Genomic DNA, 26,334 nt, shown 5'->3' on the forward strand with positions numbered 1-26,334 from the left:
TCCAAAGCCTGTCACAACCCCGACTTCAACCGACTGAACGCCCGAATCAGCGCCCGGTTGAACGCCTTGCCATTGTCATTCTTGCTGTACAACGAAGCCCGCACCTGCGCCGACGGATACGTCCCCGGATCATCGCGAATCGCCGGGTCGATCAAGTCATCCGCCGCCGTAATCGCATTGGCGTAGTGAATGGTGTCGGTGATCGGCGCGATCACTTCCGGGGTCATCAGGTAATCCATCAACGCCAGGCCGGCCTCGGGATGCGGTGCATCCTTGGGAATGACCATGGCATCGAACCAGATCAGCGTGCCCTCCTTCGGTATCCGGTATTTCAGCGTGTACGGTTTTTTCGCGGCTTCTGCCTGCCCGGCAGCGATGGCCACGTTGCCGTTCCACGACATCGCCACGCAGGTGTTGCCGTTCGCCAGGTCGCTGATGTTCAAGTCATTGTCGAAGTAGCGAATGTAGGGCCGTATCTTCGCCAGTTGCTGCTCGGCCTGTTTCAAGTCATCGAGGTTCTGGCGGTTGATGTCCAGCCCCATGTACTTCATCACCGCAGCGAACACCTCGTTGGGGTCGTTGAGCAGGCTCACGCCGCAATCGGCAAATTTCGACACCACGGCAGGATCGAACAGCATCGCCCAACTGTCCGTTGGCGCAGCGGGCAGGCGCTTGTCGACCGCCTCTTGCTGATAACCCACACCCGTCGTGCCCCAGGCGTAAATCCCGGCGTAACGATTGCCCGGATCGAACACCGCCATGTGCTGGCGGAACTCATCACCCACGCCGGCAAAATGCGGCAGTTTTTGCGGGTTCAGGGTTTGAATCGCGCCACTCTGGATCGCCCGGGACAGATGCTGTCCCGCCGTCAGCACCAGGTCATAGCCACTGCGCCCGGTGAGCAGTTTGGTCTCGACGGTCTCCAGGGAATCGAAGTGATCGGCGACCACATGGATGCCGGTCTTTTTCTCGAAATTGGTCAGGGTATCCGGGGCCAGATACTCGCCCCAGATGTACAGGTTCACCACCGGTTTGGCGCTGTCAGCGGCCTGCACACACCAGGGTGCAAGCACCAGCAATACCGCTTGGGTCAGTTTGTGCAGGCCCATGATCACACTCCTTTGCCGGCGTATTGCGGCATGGTGATGCACGCGACGTTGCCGCCGCCGAGGAGGATTTCCCGGGAGTTTTCGATGCCGACAATCTTGTGTTGCGGGAACAGTTCGGCCAGGGTCGCCAGTGCTACCTGATCATTGCGATCGCCAAACAGCGGCACCACGATCGAAGTGTTGCCGGCGTAATAGTTGATGTACGACGCGCAGATTTGGGTCCCGGCCTGACGGGTGTGGGTGCTGTCTTGCTGGTCCAGGCCTTCGGCTTCTTCAGCAGTCCATTCCAGTACGTCGGGTTGCGGCAGTTTGTGCACGGTCAACTCGCGGCCGCGGCTGTCGCGGGTACTGCGCAGAATGTCGTAAGCCTCCTGGTAGATTTCCCATTGCGGGTCGTCGCGGTTGTCGGTCCATTGCAGCACCACTTCACCGGGACGCACGAAGCACGCGAGGTCGTCGACGTGGCCGTCGGTTTCATCGAACTTGCAACCGCGCGGCAGCCAGATGACTTGCTCGGCGCCGAGGTAATCGGTCAGCCGACGGGTGACTTCTTCCTTGCCCAGATGCTGGTTGCGATTGCGGTTGAGCAGGCATTGCTCGGTGGTGAGGACGCTGCCCTGGCCATCGCTCTGGATGCCGCCGAGCTCGGCGATCAGCGGCGCGCGGTAGCGGTCGAAACGTTCGATTTCGAGGATCTTGCTGGCGATCTGGTCGTCCTTGTCCCACGGGTAGTACAAGCCGCCGTCGAGGCCGCCGTAAGCGTTGAATTCGAAGTCGACGCCGCGCACTTCGCCGCTGGCATCGTTGACCACAAAGCACGGGCCGCTGTCGCGGAACCAGGTGTCGTTGCAGGTCATTTCCACCACGCGCACTTGCGGCGGCAACTGACGGCGGGCCGTGGCGAACTGCGTGGCGGAGGCGCACACGGTGACCGGTTCGCTGTGGGAAATGGCCGTGACGATCTGCACCCAGACTTTCTGCGCAGGCTTGGCGCCGTTGCGCCAGACGTCGGTGCGTTCCGGCCAGCCGAGCCAGCAACCGGCCTTGGTTTCGAATTCGCCGGGCAGCCGGAAACCGTCGTGTTTGGGAGTGGAGTCGAGCAAACGTGCCATGGTCAAACCTCATCGGCGGGGATTGGAATGACCACAGGCTAAGGTTGTCGGCGCCCTCCTCGCCAACGATGATTATTTCGGAATACTTGAATTCAACTCATCAATCGATCAGCTGATCGTTGAACCATTCGAGCATTTGCGCCACCGCCGGCCGCTCCAGCCGTACCCGCTCGCACACCAGCGCGTATTGGCCCAGCGCGGTCATGCTCGACGTGAATGGCCGCACCAGGCGGCCGCTGAGCAGATCCTCCTGGGCCGTGAGGTTATCGCCCATGGCCACGCCCTGCCCTTGGGCCGCCGCTTCCAGCGCCAGACCGGCGTGGGCGAAATACAGCTGCCGTTGCGGACGCAGATCGCCGGCATGGCTGGTGAGCCAGGCGGTCCAGGTCTTGCCGTCCTGATCGTCGTGCAGCAGGCAGTGGCGCGACAAATCCTTCGGGGTTTTCAGGCTGCCCTGGTTGAACAGGCCGGGGCTGCACACCGGGAAGAACTGCAAGGCCGGCAAAGGCCGGACGAAATAGGCGCTGCTGTCCACCGGGCCGGTGCCGTAGGTGATCGCCAGGTCGATGTCTTCACCCGGTGCGGTCGCGTCGATGGGTTGTTCGTAGAGGTGCAAGGTGATGTGCGGGTAACGCGCGTAGAAATCCGTGAGGCGACGCATCAACCACTTTTGGGCGAGTTCGGCGGTCACGGCCAGGCGCAGCACTGCCAGCGATGACGGATCGCGCAGTTCGTCACAGGCCTCGCCGATCAGTTCGAAGGCCTGTTGCAGGCTTTGCATCAAACGCCCGGCGGCCATGGTCGGACGAATCTGCCGGCCTTCGCGGATGAACAGCGACACGCCCAATTGCTCTTCGAGCTGACGGATCTGATGGCTGACGGCGCTGTCGGTGACGCACAGCTCCGCCGCTGCACGGCCGAAATGGGCGTGGCGGGCGGCGCATTCGAAGGTTTTCAGTGCGGCGAGGGACGGTAGGCGGCGCATGAGTCGGTTCCCGGTTTGAGGTGGTCATGCTGACTGGGCGGGCGGTGGGCGTCCAGTGGGAGCGCGTTATCGTTTATCGCGAGCAGGCTCGCTCCCACAGGGATTTTGTGAACACTGGAGATCCACTGTGGGAGCGAGACCGGCTTGCTGGCGATGGCGTCGGCACTGACACCGATGATCTTCTAGGCTAAACCAGTCAGCTTCATTTCACCGGAGGTCCCCCATGAATCTCGAAGGCTCCTGCCACTGCGGCGCGGTGTCGTTCAGCCTGACCAGCGCCCACCCCTATCCTTATCAACGCTGCTACTGCTCGATCTGCCGCAAGACCCAGGGCGGTGGCGGTTACTCGGTCAACATCGCCGGCGATGCCGCCAGCCTCAAGGTCCGTGGTCGCAAATCCATCGCGGTGTATCACGCACGGCTCAAGGACGATGGCGGCAAACGCGCCCACCGCAGCACGGCAGAGCGGCATTTCTGCTCGGTCTGCGGTTCGGGGTTGTGGGTGTTCAGCCCGGAATGGCCGGAGCTGATTCACCCCTTTGCCTCGGCCATCGACACCGCGCTGCCAGTGCCTCCCGAGTACACCCACGTGATGCTCGGTTCGAAGGCACCCTGGGTGGAAATCCCGCCCCACGCCGGTGATCGACCGTGCGACGTCTGGCCCGAAGAATCCATCGCGCAGTGGCACGAGCGTCTGGGTCTGGCACGCTGAATCCGGAAAAAAACACCGGCCCCACTATTTTTTGCACACGGCAGTTCCCTTTTGCGTTTTTCGTTCGGTTAACCCTCAGAAGCCTTTCACTTACCGAACGATTCGATACAAAGGGATCTCCATGTCGCACCCACTTGCCGCACGTTTTCGTTTTGCCCTGCGCCCCTTGGCCCTGGCCCTTCCCGCCGCGCTGCTGAGTTTTGCCTCCACGGCCCATGCTGCCGACACCGCCGAAAGCAAACCGGCGTCCAAGGAAGACGGCGCGCTGCAACTGGGGGCGACGAACATTTCCGGTGTGACCTTGGGCGCGACCACCGAAGACACTCATTCCTACACCACCGGCTCCACGTCGTCAGCCACGGGCCTGGCGTTGTCGCCCCGTGAAACCCCGCAATCGGTCACGGTGGTCACCCGCCAGCAAATGGACGATCGCGGCGTGCAGAGTGTCAGCGATGCGTTGCGCAATACCCCCGGGGTCTCGACGCAAAAGTACGACAGCGACCGCACCGAGTTTTCCGCCCGTGGTTTTGCCATCACCAACTTCCAGTACGACGGCATCAACCAGCCGTACGACGGCGTCTACGGTGAAAACCCGAACAACAGCGATGACGCCGCCAGCCTCGACCGCATCGAAGTGATCAAGGGCGCGACCGGCCTGATGACCGGTTCGGGCGACCCGTCCGCCACCGTCAACCTGATTCGCAAGAAGCCAACCAAGGAATTCAAGGCGTCGCTCAGTGGCACGGTCGGCTCGTGGGACAGCTACCGCACCACCGGCGACATTTCCGGTTCGCTGAATGACAGCGGCAGCGTGCGGGGCCGCTTCGTCGGTTCGTACCAGGACAAGAATTCCTACATCGATCACTACAGCCAGAAGAAAGACCTGTACTACGGCATCCTCGAAGCCGACCTGACGGACGACACCTTGCTGACCTTCGGCATCGACAAGTCCAGCGCCACCCCGCGCGGCAGTTCCTGGACCGGCAACACGGTGTATTTCGCCGACGGCGGGCGTACCGATTTCCCGCGCAGCTTCAACCCCGGTGCCGACTGGAGTCGACGTGATTTCGACAGCGTGACCTACTTCTCGTCGCTGGAGCAGGCCCTGGCCAATGACTGGAAACTCAAGGTCAGCCTCGACCAGAAAACCACCGATCACGATACGCGCCTGGCCTCCGCCAGCGGCGGCGCCCCGGATCGCGCCACGGGCGAAGGCATGTTCCTTTACTGGGGTCGCTGGGAAGGCCATCGCGTGCAGAACACCGCTGACGTGAACGTCTCCGGACCATTCACCCTGGGCGGTCGCGAGCACGAACTGGTGGCCGGGTTCATGACCTCCCATGCGCGCCAGACCGGTGCGACGTTCAACAGCGTGATCCCCGGCGCAGGCAGTGTGCCGGGCAGCATTTATGACTGGAACGGTGATCTGCCGGAACAGGACTTCCCGAAGAACGGTAAATACGAGCGCACCACCAGCCAGAACGGTGCCTACCTGGCCACGCGTCTGCGCCCGACCGACGACCTGTCGATCATCCTCGGCACCCGCGTGAGCACCTTCAAGTACAACGAGGATTACAGCTACTACCCTGACGCCGGCCAGGCCAACACCCATGCCAGCTACAAGGAGCACGGGGTTGTCACCCCTTACGCCGGTGTGGTTTACGACCTGGATGACACGTACTCGGTCTACGCCAGCTACACCAACATCTACCAGCCACAGATCTACAAGGACGCCGCCGGTTCGACCCTGAAACCGGTTGAAGGCAACAGCTACGAGACTGGCCTGAAAGCGGCGTATCTGGATGGCAAGCTCAACGCCAGCCTGGCCTACTTCCAGATCGAACAGGAGAACGTCGCCCAATACGTCACCACCGACGCCACCGGGCAGGACGTGTACGAAGCCATTCCCGGTGCCAAGACCAAAGGCATCGAGCTGGAACTGGCAGGCGAATTGTCCGATGGCTGGAACCTGTCGGCCGGCTACACCTACGCCCGCACCCGCGACAAGGACGAGCAACGCATCTACGGTTTCCCGCTGGCCACCACCAAACCGGAACACGTCGTGCGCACGTTCACCACCTACCGCCTGCCGGGTGCGCTGGACAAGGTCACCGTCGGCGGCGGCGTCAGTTGGCAGAGCGCTTTCTACGGGCAGAGTTCCAGCCCGACCGAAGGCAGCACCTCGCTCAAGCAAGGCGGCTACACCCTCGTCGACCTGATGACCCGTTATCAGTACAACGAGCACCTGAGCTTCACCGCCAACGCCAACAATGTCTTCGACAAGAAGTACCTGACGGGCCTGGGCAACTTCGGCACCACCTTCTACGGCGAACCGCGCAACCTGATGCTGACCACCAAGTGGGATTTCTGATCCGTCCAAGGCCGCAACACGAACTGTAGGAGTCCGGCTTGCCGGCGATGGCGATTTCGAGGACGCCATCGCCAGCAAGCCGGCTCCTACAGTGTTGTGCAACCCGCAAATCCCGAATGCCCCCGATCCGGCCATTCACAGTCTTTGACAGTTTCCCGACAAAGCTGTCAAAGATTGCCGATCGGCACCCGCCTAGCATGGGCGCATCCAACTTCCCTCGGGTGCTTCCATGCTTCGTTCGCTGTGTCTGTCGCTGACTTCCTGCTGTCTGATCCTCCCCGCCGATTCCGTGCACGCCGAAGACTGGCGCTACAACCTGCGCGCCGGTGCCGCCAGTGTGCCGCGTTACAGCGGGAGCGATGAACGCGTGGTGGCGCCGTTGCTGGGCGGGGAAATCGTCAGCCCGTATGGCTTCTTCCTCGACACGGATAAAGGCCTCGGCTGGGCGTTCGACGAGGACGACTTCGGCCTCAGTGTTTACGTCGGCGCGAGTGATGTGCGCAAGGATCGCAAGACCGGCTTCAAAGGCTCGGACGACCTCGAAGGCATGGGTTCGATCAAGTCGCGGCCGGTGCTCGGGCTGGACGGGACCTATCACATGGGGCCGATCATTCTTGGTGCGAGTTTTGAGCATGCGCTGGAAAAGGAGGATGACGATCACGGCACCGGCTCCGCCTGGAACCGCTTGAAACTGAGCATCAGCGCACCGTTTTACGAGGGTGAGCATGGCAAGGTCGTGGGCAGTCTCAACAGTCAGTTCGGCGATGGCGATTACCTGCGCACCTGGTATGGCGTAAGCACGGCCCAGGCCTCGCGCAGTCGATTCCGGGCGTATGACGCCCATGGCGGGCTGGTGAGTCGCGGGGCGGACCTGACCTGGTCATTGCCGATCAATGAGCAATGGAGCGTGTCGACGGTGCTGGCGCTGCAGTACCTGGCCAAGGAGGCGGCGGACAGCCCGCTGGTCGAGCGGCGGATGCAGGCCTCATTGGCTGGGCAGGTGATTTACACCTTTTGAGGTGTCGTGCAGCGGAAGGCCCTTCGCGAGCAGGCTCGCTCCCACAGTTGAAATGCATTCCCATGTGGGAGCGAGCCTGCTCGCGAAGGCGTCCGTCAGAACACTGCAACTAATCCTGATGCGCCCACGTCATCCGAAACGACGCCCCGCCCCACGGCGAATCCGCCACGTGCACTTGCCCGCCATGGGATTGCGACACCCGTCGGACCAGTGCCAGGCCCAGGCCAAAACCACCGGTGCGACGGTCGCGGCTGGCGTCCAGGCGCGAGAACGGTTCGAAGATTTTCTCCCGCCCGGCCAGCGGCACACCCGGCCCGTCGTCGTTGACCTGCACTTCGTAATGATCGCCGATGCGCGCCAGCGACACCTCCACCCGCTCCTCCGCATAGCGAATGGCATTGCGCAGCAGGTTGATCACCGCCCGCGCCATGAACCGTGGTTCGATGCGCACCTCATCGACCTCGCATTCGACAATCAGCAATTGCACCCCGGCCGCCTCGGCCTCCAGCGCCACACTGCCGACCACGCTGTCGAGCCAGCTATTGGCCTGGATATTCTCCCGGGTGATCACCGTGGCACCCCGCTCCAGGCTGGCGTAAGTCAGCAGCTCCGAGACCATTTCTTCCAGCTCGCCCAAGTCGGCGTACATGTCGGCGATCAGCTCGCGGTTCTGCGCAGGATCCGGTTGTTGCTTGAGCTGATCGAGCTCGAACGACAACCGTGCAATCGGCGTGCGCAACTCATGGGACACCGCGTTGGTCAGCTCGCGCTGATCGGCAATCAGCCCTTCGATACGCGCGGCCATCAGGTTGAAGTGCTCGGACAGGTCGCGAATGTTCGAGCGCTTGGACAATTGAATACGCACCGACAGGTCGTTATCACCGAAACGTTCGGCCGCCAGGCGCAGTTTTTCCAGATCGCGCCAATGCGGACGCACCCAGAAAAACAGCACAATGCCGATCAACCCGGCCAGCATCAGGTAGGCCGCCGCGATGTAGAACGACATCAGGCTGGGTTCGGGCGGCAGCTTGATACTCAGCAACTGCGGACCGCCGTCGATCGAGGAGATGAACTGGGTGTACTTCTCGCGGATCACCAGTTTGCCCTCGGCCAGCAAGGCTTTCTCCTGATCATCGAGGGCCAGTTCGGCGGATTCGACCAGGCTCAGCCCCAAGCCGTAATGCGGGCGCAGCGCATCCAGTTGATGCTCGCGCCCAGGACCTTCGAGCCCGCGCAATTGCTCCACCAGCGAATACGCCTGACCACGGACTGCCTCACGGTTGTAGGCCTGCGTCTGCCCGTCGAGCAGCGCATTGAAGGTGTGTTCGACAGCCTGTAGCGCCAGCACCAGCCCCACGGCCAGCACCAGGTACAACCCCAAAAATAGCCGCAGCATCTACAGCTCCCACGCGAATGGATTGAACAGGTAACCCTTGCCCCAGATGGTCTTGATGCACACCGGTTCGCGCGGGTTGTCCTTGAGCTTGCCGCGCAACTTGCTGATGTAGACGTCGACGCTTCGATTGAGGCCATCGAAGGCTATGCCGCGCATGCGGTTGAGAATGTCATCGCGGGACAGGATCTTGCCGGCGTTGCTGGCCAACAACCACAGCAGTTCGAACTCCATGGTCGTCAGCTCGATGCCCTCGTCCGCCAGCCGTACTTCGCGGCAGCTGCGGTCGATGCTCAGATGGCCGAATTCCAGGGCATTGCAAATGCTGCTGTCTGGCGTTTGTCGGCGCTGCAACGCACGCAGACGGGCCAGCAACACTGGCGGTTTGATCGGTTTGATCACGTAGTCGTCGGCACCGGATTCCAGACCGAGAATGTGATCGAGATCGTCTTCCTTGGCGGTGAGGATGACGATCGGCGTGTCGGAAACGCTGCGGATCTCGCGGCACACGTGCAGGCCGCTCTGGCCCGGCAGCATCAGGTCGAGCACAACGATTTTTGGCTTGAAGTCGAGGAACGCCGCCAGTGCCAGGTCACCGCGGTGCACTTGCAACACTTCAAAGCCATGTTGGGACAGGAAATGCGCGATCAGCCCGGAGAGCCTTTCATCGTCTTCCACCAGCAGTACTTTGCCAAAACCCAGGTTATCCATAACGAACGCTTGCCGACCCTTGAGTGAAGTGGGCGGCATTATGGCGTCAATCGGTGACGGGACGGTGGTGACGGGCAGCAAAAACCGGCCGCTGGGGCCGGTTTTCAGTGATCTTTCATATTCTTAAGAGTTTTTAACATTTGTAGGAGCCGGCAATCCCGAACATCCCAACGATCCGTAGGAGCCGGCTTGCCGACGATGGCGTTCGCAAGGCCGCCATCGCCGGCAAGCCGGCTCCTACAAGTTATGCGGCGGTTGGGACGCCGCTGTGGAAACGGAACTCGACGTCGGGCGACTCGATCAGCTCCTGCTCGGCGGCACGCACCCGGTCGATCACCTGGGCGATGTCCTTGGCGTCACCGTACTGGTAGGCCAGTTTCAGGTAACCCTGGAAATGCCGCGCCTCGCTTTTCAGCAAGCCGAAGTAGAACTTGCCCAGTTCCTCGTCCAGGTGCGGCACCAGCGCCTCGAAACGTTCGCAGCTGCGGGCTTCGATGAATGCGCCGACTACCAGGGTATCCACCAGTTTCACCGGTTCGTGGCTGCGCACCACTTTGCGCAGGCCCGAGGCATAGCGCCCGGCGTGCAGCTGACGCAGTTCGATCTTGCGCTTTTTCATCAGGCGCATGACCTGTTCGTGGTGCACCAGTTCTTCCCGGGCCAGACGCGACATCATGTTGATCAGGTCGACGTGGGAGTGATACTTGGCGATCAGGCTCAACGCCGTGCTGGCGGCCTTGAATTCGCAGTTCTTGTGGTCGATCAGCAGGGTTTCCTGATCGGCCAGCGCGGCCCGGATCCAGCCGTCGGGGGTGCGGCAGCCAAGGAACTCGTGAATTTCGGGAAGGATCATGGGGCTCACGGACATAAGGTTCAAAACGAAGGGCGCCGATTATACCGGCCCGCCGCCAGACCACCAGCCACGACCGTTGATATGCATCAAGTCCCGGATGCGCGACCAGCAACTATAGTTGTGCAACGCCATGCTTTTTCATTCTCTGGAGATCCCGATCATGCAAGCCATACGCAGCATTCTGGTGGTCATCGAACCCGAACACTCGGAAAGCCTGGCGCTTAAACGGGCCAAGCTGATTGCCGGGGTGACCCAGGCTCATCTGCATCTGCTGGTGTGCGACCGCAAGCATGACCATAGCGGCATGCTCGGTGTACTCAAGGCAGCGCTGCTCGCGGATGGCTACAGCGTGACCACCGAGCAGGCGTGGAACGAAAGTCTGCACGAAACCATTGTCGACGTGCAGCAGGCCGAAGGGTGCGGCCTGGTCGTCAAGCAGCACTACCCCGACAGCTCGTTGAAAAAAGCCCTGCTGACCCCGGCAGACTGGAAACTGCTACGGTACTGCCCGACGCCGGTGTTACTGGTCAAAACGTCTAAACCCTGGACCGGCGGCGTGATCCTGGCGGCGATCGACGTCGGCAATACCGATAACGAACACCGTCACTTGCACAACACCATCATTGATTACGGCTATGACATCGCCAGCCTGGCCAAGGCGCACCTGCACGTGGTCAGCGCCCATCCTTCGCCGATGCTGTCGGCGGCGGACCCGACATTGCAGCTCAGCGAAACCATCGAGGCACGCTACCGCGAACAGTGCATAGCGTTTCAGGCCGAGTTCGATATCGACAACGAACACCTGCACATCGCGGAAGGTCCGGCGGATGTGCTGATTCCTTACATGGTCCACAAGCTGGGCGCATCGGTGACGGTGATTGGCACGGTGGCGCGGTCCGGGCTGTCCGGGGCGCTGATCGGCAATACGGCGGAAGTGGTGCTGGATGCGGTGGAGAGCGATGTGCTGGTGCTGAAGCCGCAGGAGATTGAGGATCATCTGGAGGAGATGGTGTCGCATCATTGATGATTTGCGGTGCCGGTCAGATTGCCATCGCCGGCAAGCCGGCTCCTACAAGGGGACGCGGTTACTTGTAGGAGCCGGCTTGCCGGCGATGTTCTTCAAATTCAACCGCCGAACGCATCCTTGAGGAAACCCGGCGCGATATAGCGCTGGTAATGCGCCTCGGAGAGCAAAAAGAACTCCCGATCGATCGCATCCCGCAGTTCCGGCAGGTTCCAGTCGCGGAACTCCGGCATCAACACCATCCCGTAGGCCTCCAGATTGTTGATCACCCGCGCGCCACGGGCGATCAACTGATAGGCCCAGCAATATTCCGACTGGTGCGGCACGAAGCGAATCTTGCGCTGTTCCAGTTGCTGGCGCAGGCGCTGGGGATCGAAAACCTCAAGCTTGCTGGCCATGACCTGGGACAACAGCTGTTCAAGACGCAGCCATACCGCGCGCTTTTCCTCCTCGTTGTAACCGTTCCAGTTGATCACTTCATGGTGGAAACGCTTGCAGCCACGGCAGACCAGGTCTCCGTAAACAGTGGAGCAAAGGCCGACGCAGGGGGTCTTGATGGTCTGATTGGGCATAGGTCAACAAAGCACGGGAAAGCAGAACAGGCCGGCATGTTAGCCCTTTGTCTAACATTCATCACCCCTCAAAATTGAGGGCCTAACTTACCTTTAAATTTTTTTTGCCGTAGAATCAGCCAGCCTTTTAAGGCGCCAATGTCCGTTAGAAGCTGTTTTCAAAGCGTCACGAGCACAGTCGTTCCTTCAGAGCGGTGTTGGCGAAGGGTTTTTCCAGCGGGGAAAAGCCCAACGCCAACCCTCATCAGCTCCCCGTTCTGCAGGCGTAAAACTTTGAAAGCAGCTTCTGTAAGGAATTGTCGGTAATTCTGGCTAAGTGGCCCACAACGCCACGCAGCGCATGAGTACGGCAATTTCGGGATGAGCGTCCCGGACACCCATTTGGGACCACTGATGAGGGTAATAACTGTGCTTGAAGCCTACCGCAAACATATCGAAGAGCGTGCAGCACTGGGTATCGTTCCCCAGCCGCTTAACGCCGAACAAACTGCAGGCCTGGTCGAGCTGCTGAAGAATCCCCCGGCTGGCGAAGAAGCTTTCCTCGTTGACCTGATCACCAATCGCATTCCGCCTGGCGTGGACGAAGCGGCTTATGTAAAAGCCGGTTTCCTCTCTGCCGTTGCCAAAGGCGAAGCAAAATCCCCTCTGATCGACAAGAAACGCGCTGTTGAACTGCTCGGCACCATGCAAGGCGGCTACAACATCGTGACTCTGGTTGACCTGCTCGACAGCGCCGAACTGGCCGCTGTTGCTGCCGAACAACTCAAGCACACCCTGCTGATGTTCGATGCGTTCCACGACGTCGCGGAAAAAGCCCGCAACGGCAACGAACACGCCAAAGGCGTGATCCAGTCCTGGGCTGACGGCGAGTGGTTCAAGAACCGCCCTGTCCTGGCCGACAAGATCAGCCTGCGCGTGTTCAAGGTCACCGGCGAAACCAACACCGACGACCTGTCCCCTGCTCCTGATGCCTGGTCCCGTCCGGACATCCCGCTGCACGCCCTCGCCATGCTGAAAATGGCTCGCGAAGGCATCGTGCCTGACGTCCAGGGCGTCACCGGTCCGATGAAGCAGATCGAAGAAATGCGCAACGCCGGCTTCCCGATCGCCTACGTCGGCGACGTGGTCGGTACCGGTTCCTCGCGTAAATCCGCAACCAACTCGGTGCTGTGGTTCTTCGGCGACGACGTTCCTTACGTGCCGAACAAGCGTGCTGGCGGCTTCTGCTTCGGCAGCAAGATCGCTCCGATCTTCTACAACACCATGGAAGATGCCGGCGCACTGCCGATCGAATTCGACGTGACCAACATGAACATGGGCGACGTGATCGACCTGTACCCGCATGCTGGCAAAGTCTGCAAACACGGCACCGACGAAGTCCTGACCACCTTCGAAATGAAGACTCCGGTCCTGTTGGACGAAGTACGTGCCGGCGGCCGTATTCCGCTGATCATCGGTCGCGGTCTGACCGACAAGGCGCGTGCTGAACTGGGCCTGGGCCCTACCGATCTGTTCAAACTGCCTGAAGCACCTGTCGACACCGGCAAGGGCTACACCCTGGCACAGAAAATGGTCGGCAAGGCGTGCGGTCTGCCAGAAGGCAAAGGCGTTCGTCCTGGCACCTACTGCGAACCGAAAATGACCACCGTCGGCTCTCAGGACACCACCGGTCCAATGACCCGTGACGAACTGAAAGACCTGGCGTGCCTGGGCTTCTCGACCGATCTGGTGATGCAGTCCTTCTGCCACACCGCGGCTTACCCTAAGCCGATCGACGTGACCACCCACCACACCCTGCCAGACTTCATCATGACCCGCGGCGGCGTTTCCCTGCGTCCGGGCGACGGCATCATCCACTCGTGGCTGAACCGTATGCTGCTGCCGGACACCGTCGGTACCGGTGGTGACTCGCACACCCGTTTCCCGATGGGCATTTCGTTCCCGGCCGGTTCCGGCCTGGTTGCGTTTGCCGCAGCCACCGGCGTTATGCCGCTGGACATGCCGGAATCGATTCTGGTGCGCTTCAAAGGCAAAATGAAACCTGGCATCACCCTGCGTGACCTGGTTCATGCCATTCCTTACTTCGCCATCCAGAACGGTCTGCTGACCGTCGAGAAGAAAGGCAAGAAAAACGCCTTCTCCGGCCGCATCCTGGAAATCGAAGGCCTGGAAGGCCTGACGCTGGAACAGGCTTTCGAGCTGTCCGACGCCTCCGCCGAACGTTCGGCTGCCGGTTGCACCATCAAGCTGTCGAAAGAGTCGATCACCGAGTACCTGAACTCCAACATCACCCTGCTGCGCTGGATGATCGGCGAAGGCTACGGCGATGCACGTACTCTGGAACGTCGCGCTCAAGCGATGGAAGCCTGGGTAGCCAACCCTGAGCTGATGGTTGCCGATGCTGACGCCGAATACGCCGAAGTCATCGAAATCGACCTGGCCGACATCAACGAGCCTGTGCTCTGCGCGCCGAACGATCCGGACGACGCCCGTCTGCTGTCCAGCGTTGCTGGCGAGAAGATCGACGAAGTGTTCATCGGTTCGTGCATGACCAACATCGGTCACTTCCGCGCTGCCGGCAAGCTGTTGGAACAGGTCAAGGGTCAGCTTCCAACCCGTCTGTGGCTGTCGCCGCCGACCAAGATGGATGCTCACCAGCTGACTGAAGAAGGCTACTACGGTATCTACGGCAAGGCTGGCGCGCGCATGGAAATGCCAGGCTGCTCGCTGTGCATGGGTAACCAGGCACGTGTAGAGCCGAACTCCACCGTGGTGTCGACGTCGACCCGTAACTTCCCGAACCGTCTGGGTGACGGCGCGAACGTCTACCTGGCTTCGGCCGAGCTGGCGTCCGTTGCGTCCATCCTGGGTCGCCTGCCGACCGTCGAGGAGTACATGGAATACGCTGGCAAGATCGACAGCATGGCGGCCGATGTCTACCGCTACCTGTCCTTCGACCAGATCGCCGAGTTCCGTGAAGCCGCTGCGAACGCCAACATTCCGGTCGTTCAAGCCTAACGTTACAACGCAATAGAAAACGCCGCCCATCGCGAGATGAGCGGCGTTTTTTATGCCCGGACGCTTTGCACCCTACCCTTGTGGGAGCGAGCCTGCTCGCGATAGCGGTGGGTCAGCCGATACAGGAATGAACTGACTCATCGCTATCGCGAGCAGGCTCGCTCCCACAGGGGTTATGTGGTTGGTTTGAGGGCTTGTTGCACCGCCTCGTCCACGCTCAGCCCACTGAGAATCACCTGTTCTAGCTCTCGCGTCGGCAACTTCGACAACACCGCTTTGGCCTGATGCTTGAGCCGCGCCAGAATCAGCAGCTTGTCTTCAGCCCGCACCTGCAAAAAGAACGCTTCCAGCGCTTCGATGCTGGTGCCATCCAGATCGGGCGACTCTTCGAGGCTGAGAATAATTGTGTGCACCGGTGGCTCCGCAAGCCGTGCCAAACGCAGCGCACCGCCCAGAATGCGTTCCACGTTGGCGAAAAACAGCGCCTCGTTGGGCCGTACGATCAGCACACCGGGAATGGCCTGGGCGTCCGGATGACGTTGCACATCGACAAAATCATGACCGCTACCCAGTCGCCCCAACACCTGGATATCCGCCGATGACATTTGCTTGAGCATTAGCACCACGCTGATCGCCACTGCCAGCAACAAACCGTCCAGCACGCCCAGCACCAGAACGGCCGCCACCGCGCAAATCACCAGCAGGCGGTCGCGTCGCCAGATGAAATACCGGCCCAGCGGTTGCAAGCTCAAGCCTCGGGCCAAGGCATGAATGACGATAGCGGCCAGCACCGGCTCAGGCGTCAGGGCGATCCACGGCAGCACCGTCAGCACAATGAGCAGCACGACCCCCGCCGCCGCCGCCCCGGCCAGACGCGAGACCGCCCCCGCCGCCTCATTGGCCGACGTCGCCGAGTAACCGGCACCGGCCGGCATGCCATGAAAAAGCCCCGATAGAAGATTGGCCGCACCGAGAGCCAGCAAATCGCGGTTGGATGACACGCGGTCGCCGTGCTTGAGCGCAAACGAGCTGATCGATCCGTAGGACTCGGCGTACAGAATCATCACCATGGCAAACGCCAGTTCACCCAGCCGCAGCCAGTCGGCGAACGGCAATACCGGAAGATTCGGCACCTCAAGGCTCAGGTCGATAACGCCGATCAGCTTGACGCCGTAGGCCGTCAGATTCAGCCATTGACCCGCCGCGATCCCCAGCGCCACCACCAGCAAACCGCCGGGCAAACGCCTGATCCGCACGCATAGCCACAACACCAGCAACGCCACGGCCGCGACCAACGCCCCGACTTTATTCCACTGCGGCCACTGTTCCAGCAGTTGCGGCAGGAAACGGACCAGGTTGCCCGTGCTCAGGTGCACGTCGACGATGCTCGCCACCTGCTTGAGGATGATGGTCACCGCCAGCCCGACCGCAAAGCCGCGCAGCACCGGTTTGGCAATAAAGGAAGTGACGCTGCCGAGCTTGAACAAGCCGGCCAACAGGAAAAAGCCGCCGGTCACCAACACCAGGCCAATGGCCAGGCTCAAGCGCAATGCCGAATCGCCGTTGGCCAGGGTCGCCGTGGCCGCCGCCAGAACGGCCGCGGAGGACGAGGTCGCGGAGACGATGGCAAAACGGCTGGTGCCGAACAGTCCGTAGCACAGAAGCCCGGCAAACAGCGCAATCACCCCGGCCTGTGGCGGCAACGCGGCAATGCTGGAATAGGCGACCGCCTCGGGCAGCAATAAACCGGCAATCGACAGACCGGCCAGCACGTCGAGCCAGCGGTTAGGCGCATCGACGCGGGATTGCACCGATGCGTCTGGGGCACGAGCCATAAAGCGTCTCCAGAGAAAGCGCTCTACGTCGCGCCGATGAGCGGCAGCTTAGCGGTTTATGCCTGGGGATGGGTGTTCCCGCCGCCCCCTGTAGGAGTGAGCCTGCTCGCGATAGCGGTCGGTCAGTTAATACCTGTATTGGCTGATCCACCGCTATCGCGAGCAGGCTCGCTCCTACAGGGGATAGGCGTACACCTGTTAACCGGATAGTCCGCTCAAAAAAAACGGCCAACCCGCATCGCGGATCAGCCGTCTTCATTTCATCAAACCAGTCAGCAATCAGGCACTCAGCGAATAAATCAGCGCCGAAATCGCCACCAGGCCCACCGCCGTCACAAACACGTTGGACGCCTGACCACGGAAGCGTGCCATCGCCGGCACCTTGCGGATCGCGTACATCGGCATCAGGAACAGGATCGCCGCGATAACCGGACCGCCCAGGGTTTCGATCATCCCCAGGATGCTCGGGTTCAGCGTGGCCACGATCCAGCACACCACCAGCATGAACGCGGCGGTCATACGGTCCAGCGCTTTTGGCGACGGGCGTTTGCCGGTTTTCACGACCAGGCCTTTCAAGCCTTCGCTGGCGCCGATGTAGTGGCCCAGGAATGACTTGGAAATCGCCACGAACGCAATCAACGGCGCCGCAAACGCGATGGTCGGGTTGCTGAAGTGGTTGGCCAGGTACGACAGGATCGACAGGTTCTGCGCCTTCGCTTCCGCCAGTTGCGCCGGCGACAGGGTCAGCACGCAGCTGAACACGAAGAACAGCACCATCACCACCATCAACACGTGCGCGCGGGACAGGATCTGCGAGCTGCGCTCTTCGGCGTGTTCACCGTAGCGACGCTTCTGGTCGACGGCGAACGCCGAGATGATCGGCGAGTGGTTGAACGAGAACACCATCACCGGAATCGCCAGCCACAAGGTGTGCAGCAATGCGGAGGGCTCCGGCAGCGTCGACGCGGTGGTCAGGATGCCGCCGTTCCAGTGCGGAATCAGAAACACCGCGAGGAACAGCAACGCGACGATAAACGGGTAGACCATCAGGCTCATGGCCTTGACGATCATCTGTTCGCCGCAACGCACCACCGCCAGCAGGCCGAGGATCAACACGAGCGACAGCACGGCGCGCGGTGGCGGCATGATGTGCAACTGATGTTCGAGGAAACTGCCCACGGTGTTGGTCAGGGCCACGCTGTAGATCAGCAGGATCGGGAAGATTGCGAAGAAATACAGCAACGTGATCAGCGCGCCGGCCTTGATGCCGAAATGCTCTTCCACCACTTCGGTGATGTCCGCGCCTTCGCGACCGGACAACACGAAACGGGTCAGGCCACGGTGCGCGTAAAACGTCATCGGAAACGCCAGCAGCGCCAGGATCAGCAGCGGCCAGAAACCGCCCAGCCCCGCGTTGATCGGCAAAAACAGGGTACCCGCGCCGATGGCCGTGCCAAACAGGCCCAGCATCCAGGTGGTGTCATGGCGATTCCAGCCTTCAAGGCTGACAGGTTTCGCCGCTACATAGCGTTCGTTGACGCTATTGGCCTGATCATTCATCCGGTGGGATCTCCACATTCCGGTCAGTTGCTACCCAGCCAGGACGAGTCGGAAAAATCCGACAGGCAGCGCCCTGGCCGAAACAGGGGCGCGATTGTCCGGGATTAATGAGCAGAAGCAAAGACTTAGCTGAGGAATGGTGGTGCGGATCAGATGATCCGGAGCGAACACAACCCTGTAGAAACGTAGGTTTTCAGTATTTTTGAAATTTTTTCATGAATGATTGAATTCATCGCGCCTCTCGACACTGGAACCCAAGCGTCGGCTTATGGCTCGGCAAAAGCCTGAAACTCAGCAGCCTGATCTGCCGTGATGGACATGACCATCACACCGACTCACGAAGGGATTTGGACTTACATGAGAACCCACAGTCGTTTTCTGCCCGTCAGGCGCCTGGATTGATCAGGCGCTGACAGTTAGATCTGCTAGCCCGGCATTGCTTCGCGACTGAAAGCGTCCAACGCACGCACCAAACTCTGTGCCGCCAACTCTACCAGTTGCCGACCTTTTTCCGGTGTCGCCTGTGCCGGATCCGATCCCATGCGGCCATCGGGATGCCGGGCGCGGAAATCCAGTGCTTCTCGGATAGGTCCTGATGGAGCGATCTGCGGCGAGTAGTCAGCTGACTTGGTGGAGTTGGGATAGGCCCACTGAGTGACAGCGATTTCGGAAGGTGTGGCATGCATGCCGTGGCCTGTCGGAAATTGATCTCTGGCCAACTTATCTACGCCTTCCAGGTCCCACCAATTGCATAATTTCAGGGCGAATCCGGATTGGCGTCGTGCAAAGCTCGCCTCGCAGTAAATCTCTGAAAAGGCGGCCTCAATCGAAGCGACATTGCCGCCGTGGCCATTGAGGAAAAAGATTTTCTCAAACCCATGCCCGGCCAATGAGCGTGTCCAATCACCAATGGCGGCAATGAACGTTGAAGGCCTGAGCGAGATGGTTCCCGGGAATCCGAGATGGTGCTGCGCCATGCCGATATTGAAGGTCGGGGCAATTAAGATGTCCGCTTTTTTTTGTGCTTCGCCCGCGATGATTTCAGGGCACATCCAATCTGTCCCGAGAAGACCGGTAGGGCCGTGTTGTTCGTTGGAGCCGATCGGAATGACGATGGTGCGACTGCGTTCAAGAAACCGCTCGATTTCGGCCCACGTCGATAGATATAGAAACATGTGAGTTCTCTCTTGATGAGGCGCACCTTTCGGAACGCGATGGTTGGGAGTTCAAGGTGGAAGGTCATCCCGGGTTGTATTCGGCAACCAGGCGTTTACGTGTCAGTGGCTTGTTCGCGAAAATGATCAGGGCTCCGCACAGGAACACGCAACCCACTGCGACGATGCCAGGCGTCATGCTGCCGGTTGCCGTCTTGGCCCAACCGATCACTGCCGGCCCCCAGAATCCGCCAGAAAGGCCGATGGTATTTATCAACGCGATACCGCCCGCCGCCGCCTCGCCCTTGATGAGTTCAGAGGGCATCGCCCATAGCACCGTGTAGGCCATGAACATCATTGCAGTGGCTAACGTCAGCAGGCTAATAGAGAGCGCCAGATTCCCATCAGCAAAAGGGTATATCAGTATCAGCGCTGCCCCGATGCCCGCAGGAATCGCACAGTGGAAACGCCTTTCACCGACCCGATCGGATCGACGCCCTATCCAGTACATACCGAATGCGGCGGCTATATAAGGGATCGCGGCATACCAGCCTAACTGCATCATGTCATTCACGCCTTGGGCCTTGATCAATGCTGGCAACCAGAAACTGAAGGCGTAGATCGAAAAGATAATGCAGAAATAGGCCGACGCAAGAATGTAGATTCTCGGATCTCGCAACACCGCCCGGAAGGAATGAGCGTGGCTCGACGAAGATCCCAGCTCACATTCAAGCAGGCGCTTTTCCTCAACGCTCAGCCAACGCGCCTCTGCGGGCCGATTCGCAAGAACGAAAAACATAAGGATGCCAAGGAACACACACGGCAGGCCTTCCAACAAGAACATCCACTGCCAACCGGCCAGACCACCAACGCCTTCAAATGTGGTGATCAGCCAAGCGGAAAGAGGGCCGCCAATAATGCCGCCGACAGGGCCGGCGATGAACACGATCGCAATGGCCCGCGCCATTCGCTTCGGACCGTACCAGCAGGACAGGTAATAAATCATTCCTGGAGCGAAACCGGCCTCGAACACGCCTAGCAAAAAACGCATGGCGTAAAACATTGGGACGTTGCGAACGAAGAGCATGCACGCAGAGGTAATTCCCCAACACACAAGAATACGGCTGAAGGTTTTACGCGCCCCTACCCGTGGCAACATCAGGTTGCTGGGTATTTCAAACAGCACATAACCCAGAAAAAACACGCCCGCTCCGGCACCGTATGCTGCGTCGGAAAGCCCGAGGTCACTCTGCATTTGCATTTTTGCAAAACCGACATTGATCCTGTCGAGGTAGGCAAAGACGTAACAGATGAACAGGAGTGGCAGCAGTCGCCAGTTGAGCTTTCGGTACAGGGCGGAAATGACATCACTTCCTGGAGATATCAGTAGGTTCGACATGCAATTCTCCGTTGTTCTTATTGGTCTGCGTTCGTGGAAAGAATGCTGCGCCCCGTATCACTCACCAGCAAGAGCAACTAAGTTCATGTTACGTTGCTCTGAGAGCAACACATCGTTTTCAACGGAGGGCCTGGCATGCGCGAAATCAATCAACAGCGCTTACGTTATTTTCACGAGGTGCTGGTGCACGGATCGATTCGTGCGGCCGCAGACCACATCAACACATCACCCTCGGTGATCACCCGCCAAATCAAGCTTCTGGAAGAAGAACTCGGGGCGAAGCTATTCGAACGCCAGGCCCGAGGCGTTCAACCCACAGAAGCTGCCGCACATTTACTGGAGTTTTGGCGGGGCTACCGATCGCACCAGGAAAAACTCGAAGATCAATTGCAGGCCATTAAGGGCTTACAGCAGGGCCATGTGAGGATTGTCATCAGCGAGGGTTACGTCGATGCATTGGTCGACCATGTGCTCGCACCGTTCTGCAAGCAATACCCGAAGCTGGATGTCACGCTGGACATACTGCCCGTTGACGATGTGCTCAACGAAATAGCTGAAAACCGTGCCCATATCGGCTTGGCTTACAATCCCCCTCCGCACCCCCATATCGACTACCGCGCAACATCTTTGCAGCCAGTCATGTTGCTGGTTCGACCGGACCATCCACTTGCCCTGAGAGGTGGAATGGCTACCGTCGCAGACATACTCCGCTGCCCGCTGGTACTAACCCCCACCACATTCGGCATCGGGCATGCGATCAAGATGCTTGAATACGCCGAAAAAATAGAGGTCCGTCCGGTCCTGGTCAGCAACTCACTGGCAGCACTCAAACGATTGGTGGCCTGCGGAGAATTTGCCTCACTACTCGGCGAAGTCGCGGCCTATCGTGAAATCGCCAAAGGTAGCCTGGTAGCAGTTCCAATTGACCATCCGTTACTACAGAGCGTCGAGGCGAAGCTGCTTGTGAAGTCCGGACGACCGCTCGCCGCACCCGCGCAAGAGCTGCTCAATTGGGTGCAGCGGCAGATGCCGATGTTTATGTCTGCTTCTGCACAGCAATCTTGAACAGGGATGGATTACTTCGCCGCGGCTGCTTTTTCAATCAGACATGATCCAACCAACACCACTGCGTCGCCTGACACACCATCGCGAGCAGGCTCGCTCCTACAGAACAACACTTTCGACTTGATAAAGGTTCATCATCATGTATTTTAAGTTGACCGCCCACTCTTCCGGAGTCATTCAATGCCACTGGTTCGCATCGACATCAAAAAGCATCAGGACCCCACCCACGCCAAACGCATCGGCCAGTTGATCTACGCCGCCATGCACAGCGCCATCGGCGTGCCGGAGAACGATAACTTCCAGATCCTCGCCGAGCACGACGAGCAGCATTTCATCTTTGACCCGCAGTACCTCGGCATCAACCGCACCGATAAACTGGTGGTGATCCAGATCACCCTGAGCGAAGGCCGCACCGTCGAGCAGAAGAAACTGCTCTACAAAACCATCGCCGAGAGCCTTAACACGGAACTGGCCGTGCGCCTGGAGGATATTTTCATTAACCTCGTCGAAGTGAAAAAAGAGAACTGGTCGTTCGGCAACGGTATCGCCCAGTACGCCCTCTGACCTCCCACTTGAATTTGTGAGCCGCCAATGCCCCGTGTTTCCCGCAAGCAAGCCGAACTCAACCGCGAAATCATCGTCGAGGCGGCTACGCGGCTGTTCCGCGAACGGGGCCTCCACGGCATCAGCGTGATTGATGTCATGGGGGCCGCGGGGCTGACACATGGCGGCTTTTATGGGCATTTCGAATCCAAGGAAGCCCTGGCGCAAGAGGCCAGCGGCCGCGCCTTCCAGCAATCGGCAGAGCGCTGGAAGTCATGGATCGCCGCCAACGAAGACAAGGGCGCCGCCCGTAAGGCCTTGATCGCCCCCTATCTGTCGGCGACCAGCCGCGACAATCCGGGGGACAGCTGCCCGGTGGTGGCGTTTGCCGGGGACATGTGCCACGAGGCTGCCGAAAGCGGCCTGCGCCAGACCTTCATGACAGGTCTTGAATCCTTGCTCGACACCTTTGCACCGCTGATGGAAACCGGCGATGACGCCCGCGACCGCCAGCAAGCGCTGGTGCAATATTCCCTGATGGTCGGTGCGCTGACACTGGCCCGCGCCACCCGTGGTGAAGCCCTGTCCGACGAAATTCTCGAGGCGGCGCGCACCTTTCTCAAAGCACAGTAGCCACCCTCTCCTGTTCCGCTATGATCATTGGGCAGTGTCACGATCTTTGGTGTTTGCCAAAGTGCGTTGAAGCCAGCAATCTCAAGGGATATTCAAGCCACAGGAGCCCAGCATGCCCGCAACTGTTCTGGTACTGGTTGAGACCATCAATGATTACCTGCCGATTCTCGAACATCAGGGCTTTCACCTGATTCTGGCCCCTACTCCCGCCGAACGCGCCCAGGCCATTGCGGCTCATGGCGCGCGTATCGATGCGGTGCTGACGCGCGGACCGCTAGGCTTGTATGCCGACGAAATCGCCGCCCTGCCGGCCCTCAAGATCATCTGCGTAATCGGCGCCGGCTACGAACAGGTCGACCTGCAAGCCGCCGCGGACCGTGGGCTGACGGTCACCAATGGCGCCGGGGTCAACGCCTCTTCAGTCGCCGACCATGCCATGGCGATGCTGCTTTCGATGGTGCGCGACATCCCCCGCTGTGACGCCGCCGTGCGCCGTGGCGAGTGGCCGAAAATCATGCGCCCTTCCCTCGCGGGCAAACGCCTGGGCATCCTCGGGCTCGGCGCCGTCGGCATGGCCATCGCCAAGCGCGCGGCCAACGGGTTCGACATGACGGTCAGCTACCACAACCGCCAGCACCGCAGCGATGTGCCCTACAGTTTCTGCTCTACGCCGACCGAACTGGCTCGCGCCTCGGACTTCCTGATCGTGGCCACGCCCGGTGGGCTCGGCACCCGCAGCCTGATCAACCGCTCGGTGCTCGATGCCTTGGGGCCGAACGGTTTCATGGTCAACATCGCCCGGGCCAGCGTGGTCGTTACCGCTGACCTGATCAGCGCATTGGAGCAACGGCGCATTGCCGGCGCAGCGCTGGATGTCTTCGATCACGAACCCCAGGTCCCGGATGCCCTGAAATCCCTGAGCAACGTGATTCTCACGCCGCACGTCGCCGGCCTGTCTCCCGAAGCGACCAAGGGCACGGTCGAACTGGTCGGTCGCAACCTGTCGGCGTTCTTTTCCGGCAAGCCGGTACTGACGCCGATCGAACTCCCCGTTACCGAGAACAAAGCCGTCCTGTAGGACAATTCAAACAGGTGTATCAAAAGCAATGATTGCCCGGCAACACGCTCACCTATAAGGGCCGATCGTGGTTGTGGGTGCCGGGAGCGCGCATTAGATTAGCCAATAGTTTCAGGCCTCCAGAATAAGCAGAAGGGATAAGCATGGCGCTTACTGACCAGTCCACCCGTATCCGCTCCGGCGAAGAACTCGATGCCAGCCTGATCGATCCGTACCTCAAGGCGCACATTCCGGGCCTCAGTGGCTTGCCGCAGATCAGCCAGTTTCCCGGCGGCGCGTCGAACCTGACCTACTTGCTGGAATACCCCGAGCAGGAATTCGTCCTGCGCCGCCCGCCCTTCGGCCACAAGGCCAAATCCGCCCATGACATGGGCCGCGAATTTCGCATCCTCAATCAACTGCGCGACGGCTTTCCGTACTGTCCGAAGGCCTACGTGCACTGCACCGACGAATCGGTGATCGGTGCCGAGTTCTATGTGATGGAACGGGTCAACGGCATCATCCTGCGCTCGGAGCTGCCGCCGGAACTGGGCCTGGACTCGGCGAAAACCGAAGCCCTGTGCAAGAGCTTCATCGACAAGTTCGTCGAACTGCACCGCGTCGACTACAACGCCTATGGCCTCGGCGATCTCGGCAAACCCGAAGGTTATGTCGCGCGGCAGATCAAAGGCTGGAGCGACCGCTACGAAAAAGCCCTGACCCCGGACGCACCGCAGTGGGAAGCGGTGAAGGCCTGGCTCAACGACAAGATGCCGGCCGATCATCCGACCTCCAGCATCGTCCACAACGACTACCGCTTCGACAACGTGATCCTCGACCCGAACAACCCGATGCAGATCATCGGCGTGCTCGACTGGGAACTCACCACCCTCGGCGACCCGCTGATGGACCTGGGCAACACCCTCGCCTACTGGATTGAAGCCAACGATCCGGCGCCGGTACAACTGATGCGCCGCCAGCCGAGCCACACACCGGGCATGCTGACCCGTCGCGAGTTCGTCGACTACTACGCCCAGCGCTCGGGCATCCAGATCGACAATTTCGACTTCTACTACACCTACGGCCTATTCCGCCTCGCCGGTATCGTGCAGCAGATCTACTACCGCTTCTTTCATGGCCAGACCCAGGACAAACGCTTCGCGCAGTTCATTCACATGAACAAACTGCTGGAGCAGATGAGCCTGCAAGTCATCCAGAAATCCAGCCTCTGACCGCGCCCCTGTAGGAGCGAGCCTGCTCGCGATGGACGTAAACGATAACGCATGTTTTCTGGTTAAACGCTGCGCCCTTGAGCACATCGCGAGCAGGCTCACTCCTACAGGGATCTTATTCGCTTGAGCGACCAGCGATAGCCCCTGATCCAGCCCTATAACAAGGAAAACACCATGTCCAAGACCCAGTTGTTCGACCTCGACGGCAAGATCGCTTTCGTCTCCGGCGCCAGCCGCGGCATCGGTGAAGCCATCGCCAAACTGCTGGCCCAGCAAGGCGCCCACGTTATCGTGTCGAGCCGCAAACTCGACGGCTGCCAACACGTGGCCGACGCGATCATCGCTGCCGGCGGCAAAGCCACCGCCGTCGCCTGCCACATCGGCGAAATGGAACAGATCAGCCAGGTCTTCGCCGGCATACGCGAACAATTCGGCCGCCTCGACATCCTGGTCAACAATGCCGCGACCAACCCGCAATTCTGCAACGTCCTCGACACCGACCTCAGCGCCTTCCAGAAAACCGTCGACGTGAACATCCGCGGCTACTTCTTCATGTCGGTCGAAGCCGGCAAACTGATGCGCGACAACGGCGGCGGCAGCATCATCAACGTCGCCTCGATCAACGGCATCTCGCCAGGGATTTTCCAGGGCATCTACTCGGTGACCAAGGCCGCCGTGATCAACATGACCAAGGTGTTCGCCAAGGAATGCGCGCAGTTCGGCATTCGCTGCAATGCGTTGTTGCCAGGGTTAACTGACACCAAGTTTGCTTCGGCGCTGGTGAAGAACGATGCGATTTTGAAGACGGCGTTGGCGCAGATCCCGTTGAAGCGTGTGGCGGATCCGAGTGAGATGGCGGGAGCGGTGTTGTATTTGGCGAGTGATGCGTCGAGTTATACGACTGGGGTTTCGTTGAATGTGGATGGGGGGTTCTTGTCCTGATTCTTGTCAGCTGAATTTGTCGCTGCGGCTTGCCGA

At 60.1% G+C, this 26,334-nt stretch carries 22 protein-coding genes; 11 read left to right on the forward strand and 11 right to left on the reverse strand.

Going from position 1 to position 26,334, the window contains the following annotated elements; translation table 11 throughout:
• Positions 1-11: 11 nt before the first annotated feature.
• From ACF6ZU_RS28590 to ACF6ZU_RS28600, 3 genes are all read right to left on the reverse strand, one after another.
• Entirely contained in the window at positions 12-1,109 is a 1,098-nt protein-coding gene (locus ACF6ZU_RS28590; protein WP_392889239.1) for an extracellular solute-binding protein, read from the reverse strand.
• 2 nt (positions 1,110-1,111) lie between these two features.
• Positions 1,112-2,221 (reverse strand): agmatine deiminase, encoded by a 1,110-nt coding sequence (gene aguA / locus ACF6ZU_RS28595; RefSeq protein WP_392889241.1) that lies wholly within the window; start codon positions 2,219-2,221, stop codon positions 1,112-1,114.
• A 100-nt stretch (positions 2,222-2,321) separates the two neighbouring features.
• Positions 2,322-3,206 (reverse strand): LysR substrate-binding domain-containing protein, encoded by an 885-nt coding sequence (locus tag ACF6ZU_RS28600; RefSeq protein WP_392889243.1) that lies wholly within the window; start codon positions 3,204-3,206, stop codon positions 2,322-2,324.
• 223 nt (positions 3,207-3,429) lie between these two features.
• Here ACF6ZU_RS28600 and ACF6ZU_RS28605 point away from each other — a divergent pair, with 223 nt between their 5' ends.
• From ACF6ZU_RS28605 to ACF6ZU_RS28615, 3 genes are all read left to right on the forward strand, one after another.
• The gene (locus ACF6ZU_RS28605) at positions 3,430-3,918 is read left to right on the forward strand and encodes a GFA family protein (RefSeq protein WP_392889245.1); all 489 of its coding nucleotides are present in this window, start codon (positions 3,430-3,432) and stop codon (positions 3,916-3,918) included.
• 121 nt (positions 3,919-4,039) lie between these two features.
• On the forward strand, positions 4,040-6,289 hold the full coding sequence (locus ACF6ZU_RS28610; RefSeq protein ID WP_392889247.1) for a TonB-dependent siderophore receptor: 2,250 nt from the start codon (positions 4,040-4,042) through the stop codon (positions 6,287-6,289).
• A 229-nt stretch (positions 6,290-6,518) separates the two neighbouring features.
• Positions 6,519-7,307 (forward strand): MipA/OmpV family protein, encoded by a 789-nt coding sequence (locus ACF6ZU_RS28615; RefSeq protein ID WP_392889248.1) that lies wholly within the window; start codon positions 6,519-6,521, stop codon positions 7,305-7,307.
• A 109-nt stretch (positions 7,308-7,416) separates the two neighbouring features.
• On the opposite strand, the gene ACF6ZU_RS28620 is transcribed toward ACF6ZU_RS28615, so the two are convergent.
• From ACF6ZU_RS28620 to ACF6ZU_RS28630, 3 genes are all read right to left on the reverse strand, one after another.
• Entirely contained in the window at positions 7,417-8,703 is a 1,287-nt protein-coding gene (locus ACF6ZU_RS28620; RefSeq protein WP_392889250.1) for an ATP-binding protein, read from the reverse strand.
• Positions 8,704-9,411 (reverse strand): winged helix-turn-helix domain-containing protein, encoded by a 708-nt coding sequence (locus tag ACF6ZU_RS28625; RefSeq protein WP_392893955.1) that lies wholly within the window; start codon positions 9,409-9,411, stop codon positions 8,704-8,706.
• Positions 9,412-9,655: 244 nt separating this feature from the next.
• Complete coding sequence (locus tag ACF6ZU_RS28630) at positions 9,656-10,264, reverse strand: tRNA-(ms[2]io[6]A)-hydroxylase (RefSeq protein ID WP_392889252.1); 609 nt, start codon at positions 10,262-10,264, stop codon at positions 9,656-9,658.
• Between the two features lie 160 nt (positions 10,265-10,424).
• Between ACF6ZU_RS28630 and ACF6ZU_RS28635 the strand changes: the two genes are divergently transcribed.
• A complete protein-coding gene (locus ACF6ZU_RS28635) occupies positions 10,425-11,288 on the forward strand; it encodes a universal stress protein (protein ID WP_392889254.1) in 864 nt (287 codons plus the stop codon).
• 101 nt (positions 11,289-11,389) lie between these two features.
• On the opposite strand, the gene ACF6ZU_RS28640 is transcribed toward ACF6ZU_RS28635, so the two are convergent.
• The gene (locus ACF6ZU_RS28640; RefSeq protein WP_392889255.1) at positions 11,390-11,860 is read right to left on the reverse strand and encodes a DUF1289 domain-containing protein; all 471 of its coding nucleotides are present in this window, start codon (positions 11,858-11,860) and stop codon (positions 11,390-11,392) included.
• A 408-nt stretch (positions 11,861-12,268) separates the two neighbouring features.
• Between ACF6ZU_RS28640 and acnB the strand changes: the two genes are divergently transcribed.
• Positions 12,269-14,878 (forward strand): bifunctional aconitate hydratase 2/2-methylisocitrate dehydratase, encoded by a 2,610-nt coding sequence (gene acnB, locus ACF6ZU_RS28645; RefSeq protein WP_392893957.1) that lies wholly within the window; start codon positions 12,269-12,271, stop codon positions 14,876-14,878.
• 173 nt (positions 14,879-15,051) lie between these two features.
• Here the strand turns inward: acnB and ACF6ZU_RS28650 are convergent, their stop codons facing one another.
• The 4 genes from ACF6ZU_RS28650 to ACF6ZU_RS28665 all read right to left on the reverse strand — a co-directional run bounded on the left by ACF6ZU_RS28650 (position 15,052) and on the right by ACF6ZU_RS28665 (position 20,826).
• The gene (locus tag ACF6ZU_RS28650; RefSeq protein WP_392889256.1) at positions 15,052-16,713 is read right to left on the reverse strand and encodes a SulP family inorganic anion transporter; all 1,662 of its coding nucleotides are present in this window, start codon (positions 16,711-16,713) and stop codon (positions 15,052-15,054) included.
• 279 nt (positions 16,714-16,992) lie between these two features.
• Complete coding sequence (locus tag ACF6ZU_RS28655) at positions 16,993-18,273, reverse strand: serine/threonine transporter (RefSeq protein ID WP_392889257.1); 1,281 nt, start codon at positions 18,271-18,273, stop codon at positions 16,993-16,995.
• A 425-nt stretch (positions 18,274-18,698) separates the two neighbouring features.
• The gene (locus tag ACF6ZU_RS28660) at positions 18,699-19,448 is read right to left on the reverse strand and encodes a creatininase family protein (protein ID WP_392889259.1); all 750 of its coding nucleotides are present in this window, start codon (positions 19,446-19,448) and stop codon (positions 18,699-18,701) included.
• Between the two features lie 64 nt (positions 19,449-19,512).
• On the reverse strand, positions 19,513-20,826 hold the full coding sequence (locus ACF6ZU_RS28665) for an MFS transporter (protein ID WP_392889260.1): 1,314 nt from the start codon (positions 20,824-20,826) through the stop codon (positions 19,513-19,515).
• Between the two features lie 135 nt (positions 20,827-20,961).
• Between ACF6ZU_RS28665 and ACF6ZU_RS28670 the strand changes: the two genes are divergently transcribed.
• From ACF6ZU_RS28670 to ACF6ZU_RS28695, 6 genes are all read left to right on the forward strand, one after another.
• Positions 20,962-21,891, forward strand: a complete 930-nt coding sequence (locus tag ACF6ZU_RS28670; RefSeq protein ID WP_392889262.1) for a LysR family transcriptional regulator — start codon at positions 20,962-20,964, stop codon at positions 21,889-21,891.
• Positions 21,892-22,071: 180 nt separating this feature from the next.
• Positions 22,072-22,455, forward strand: coding sequence for a tautomerase family protein (locus ACF6ZU_RS28675; RefSeq protein WP_392889263.1), 384 nt, complete (start codon positions 22,072-22,074; stop codon positions 22,453-22,455).
• A 27-nt stretch (positions 22,456-22,482) separates the two neighbouring features.
• Entirely contained in the window at positions 22,483-23,067 is a 585-nt protein-coding gene (locus ACF6ZU_RS28680) for a TetR/AcrR family transcriptional regulator (RefSeq protein WP_392889264.1), read from the forward strand.
• Positions 23,068-23,179: 112 nt separating this feature from the next.
• Positions 23,180-24,145, forward strand: a complete 966-nt coding sequence (locus ACF6ZU_RS28685) for a 2-hydroxyacid dehydrogenase (protein ID WP_392889267.1) — start codon at positions 23,180-23,182, stop codon at positions 24,143-24,145.
• Between the two features lie 143 nt (positions 24,146-24,288).
• Positions 24,289-25,356, forward strand: coding sequence for a phosphotransferase family protein (locus ACF6ZU_RS28690; protein WP_392889269.1), 1,068 nt, complete (start codon positions 24,289-24,291; stop codon positions 25,354-25,356).
• A 174-nt stretch (positions 25,357-25,530) separates the two neighbouring features.
• A complete protein-coding gene (locus tag ACF6ZU_RS28695; RefSeq protein ID WP_392889270.1) occupies positions 25,531-26,298 on the forward strand; it encodes an SDR family oxidoreductase in 768 nt (255 codons plus the stop codon).
• Positions 26,299-26,334: the final 36 nt, after the last annotated feature.

Source organism: Pseudomonas migulae, assembly GCF_043225285.1.
GTDB lineage: Bacteria > Pseudomonadota > Gammaproteobacteria > Pseudomonadales > Pseudomonadaceae > Aquipseudomonas > Aquipseudomonas migulae_C.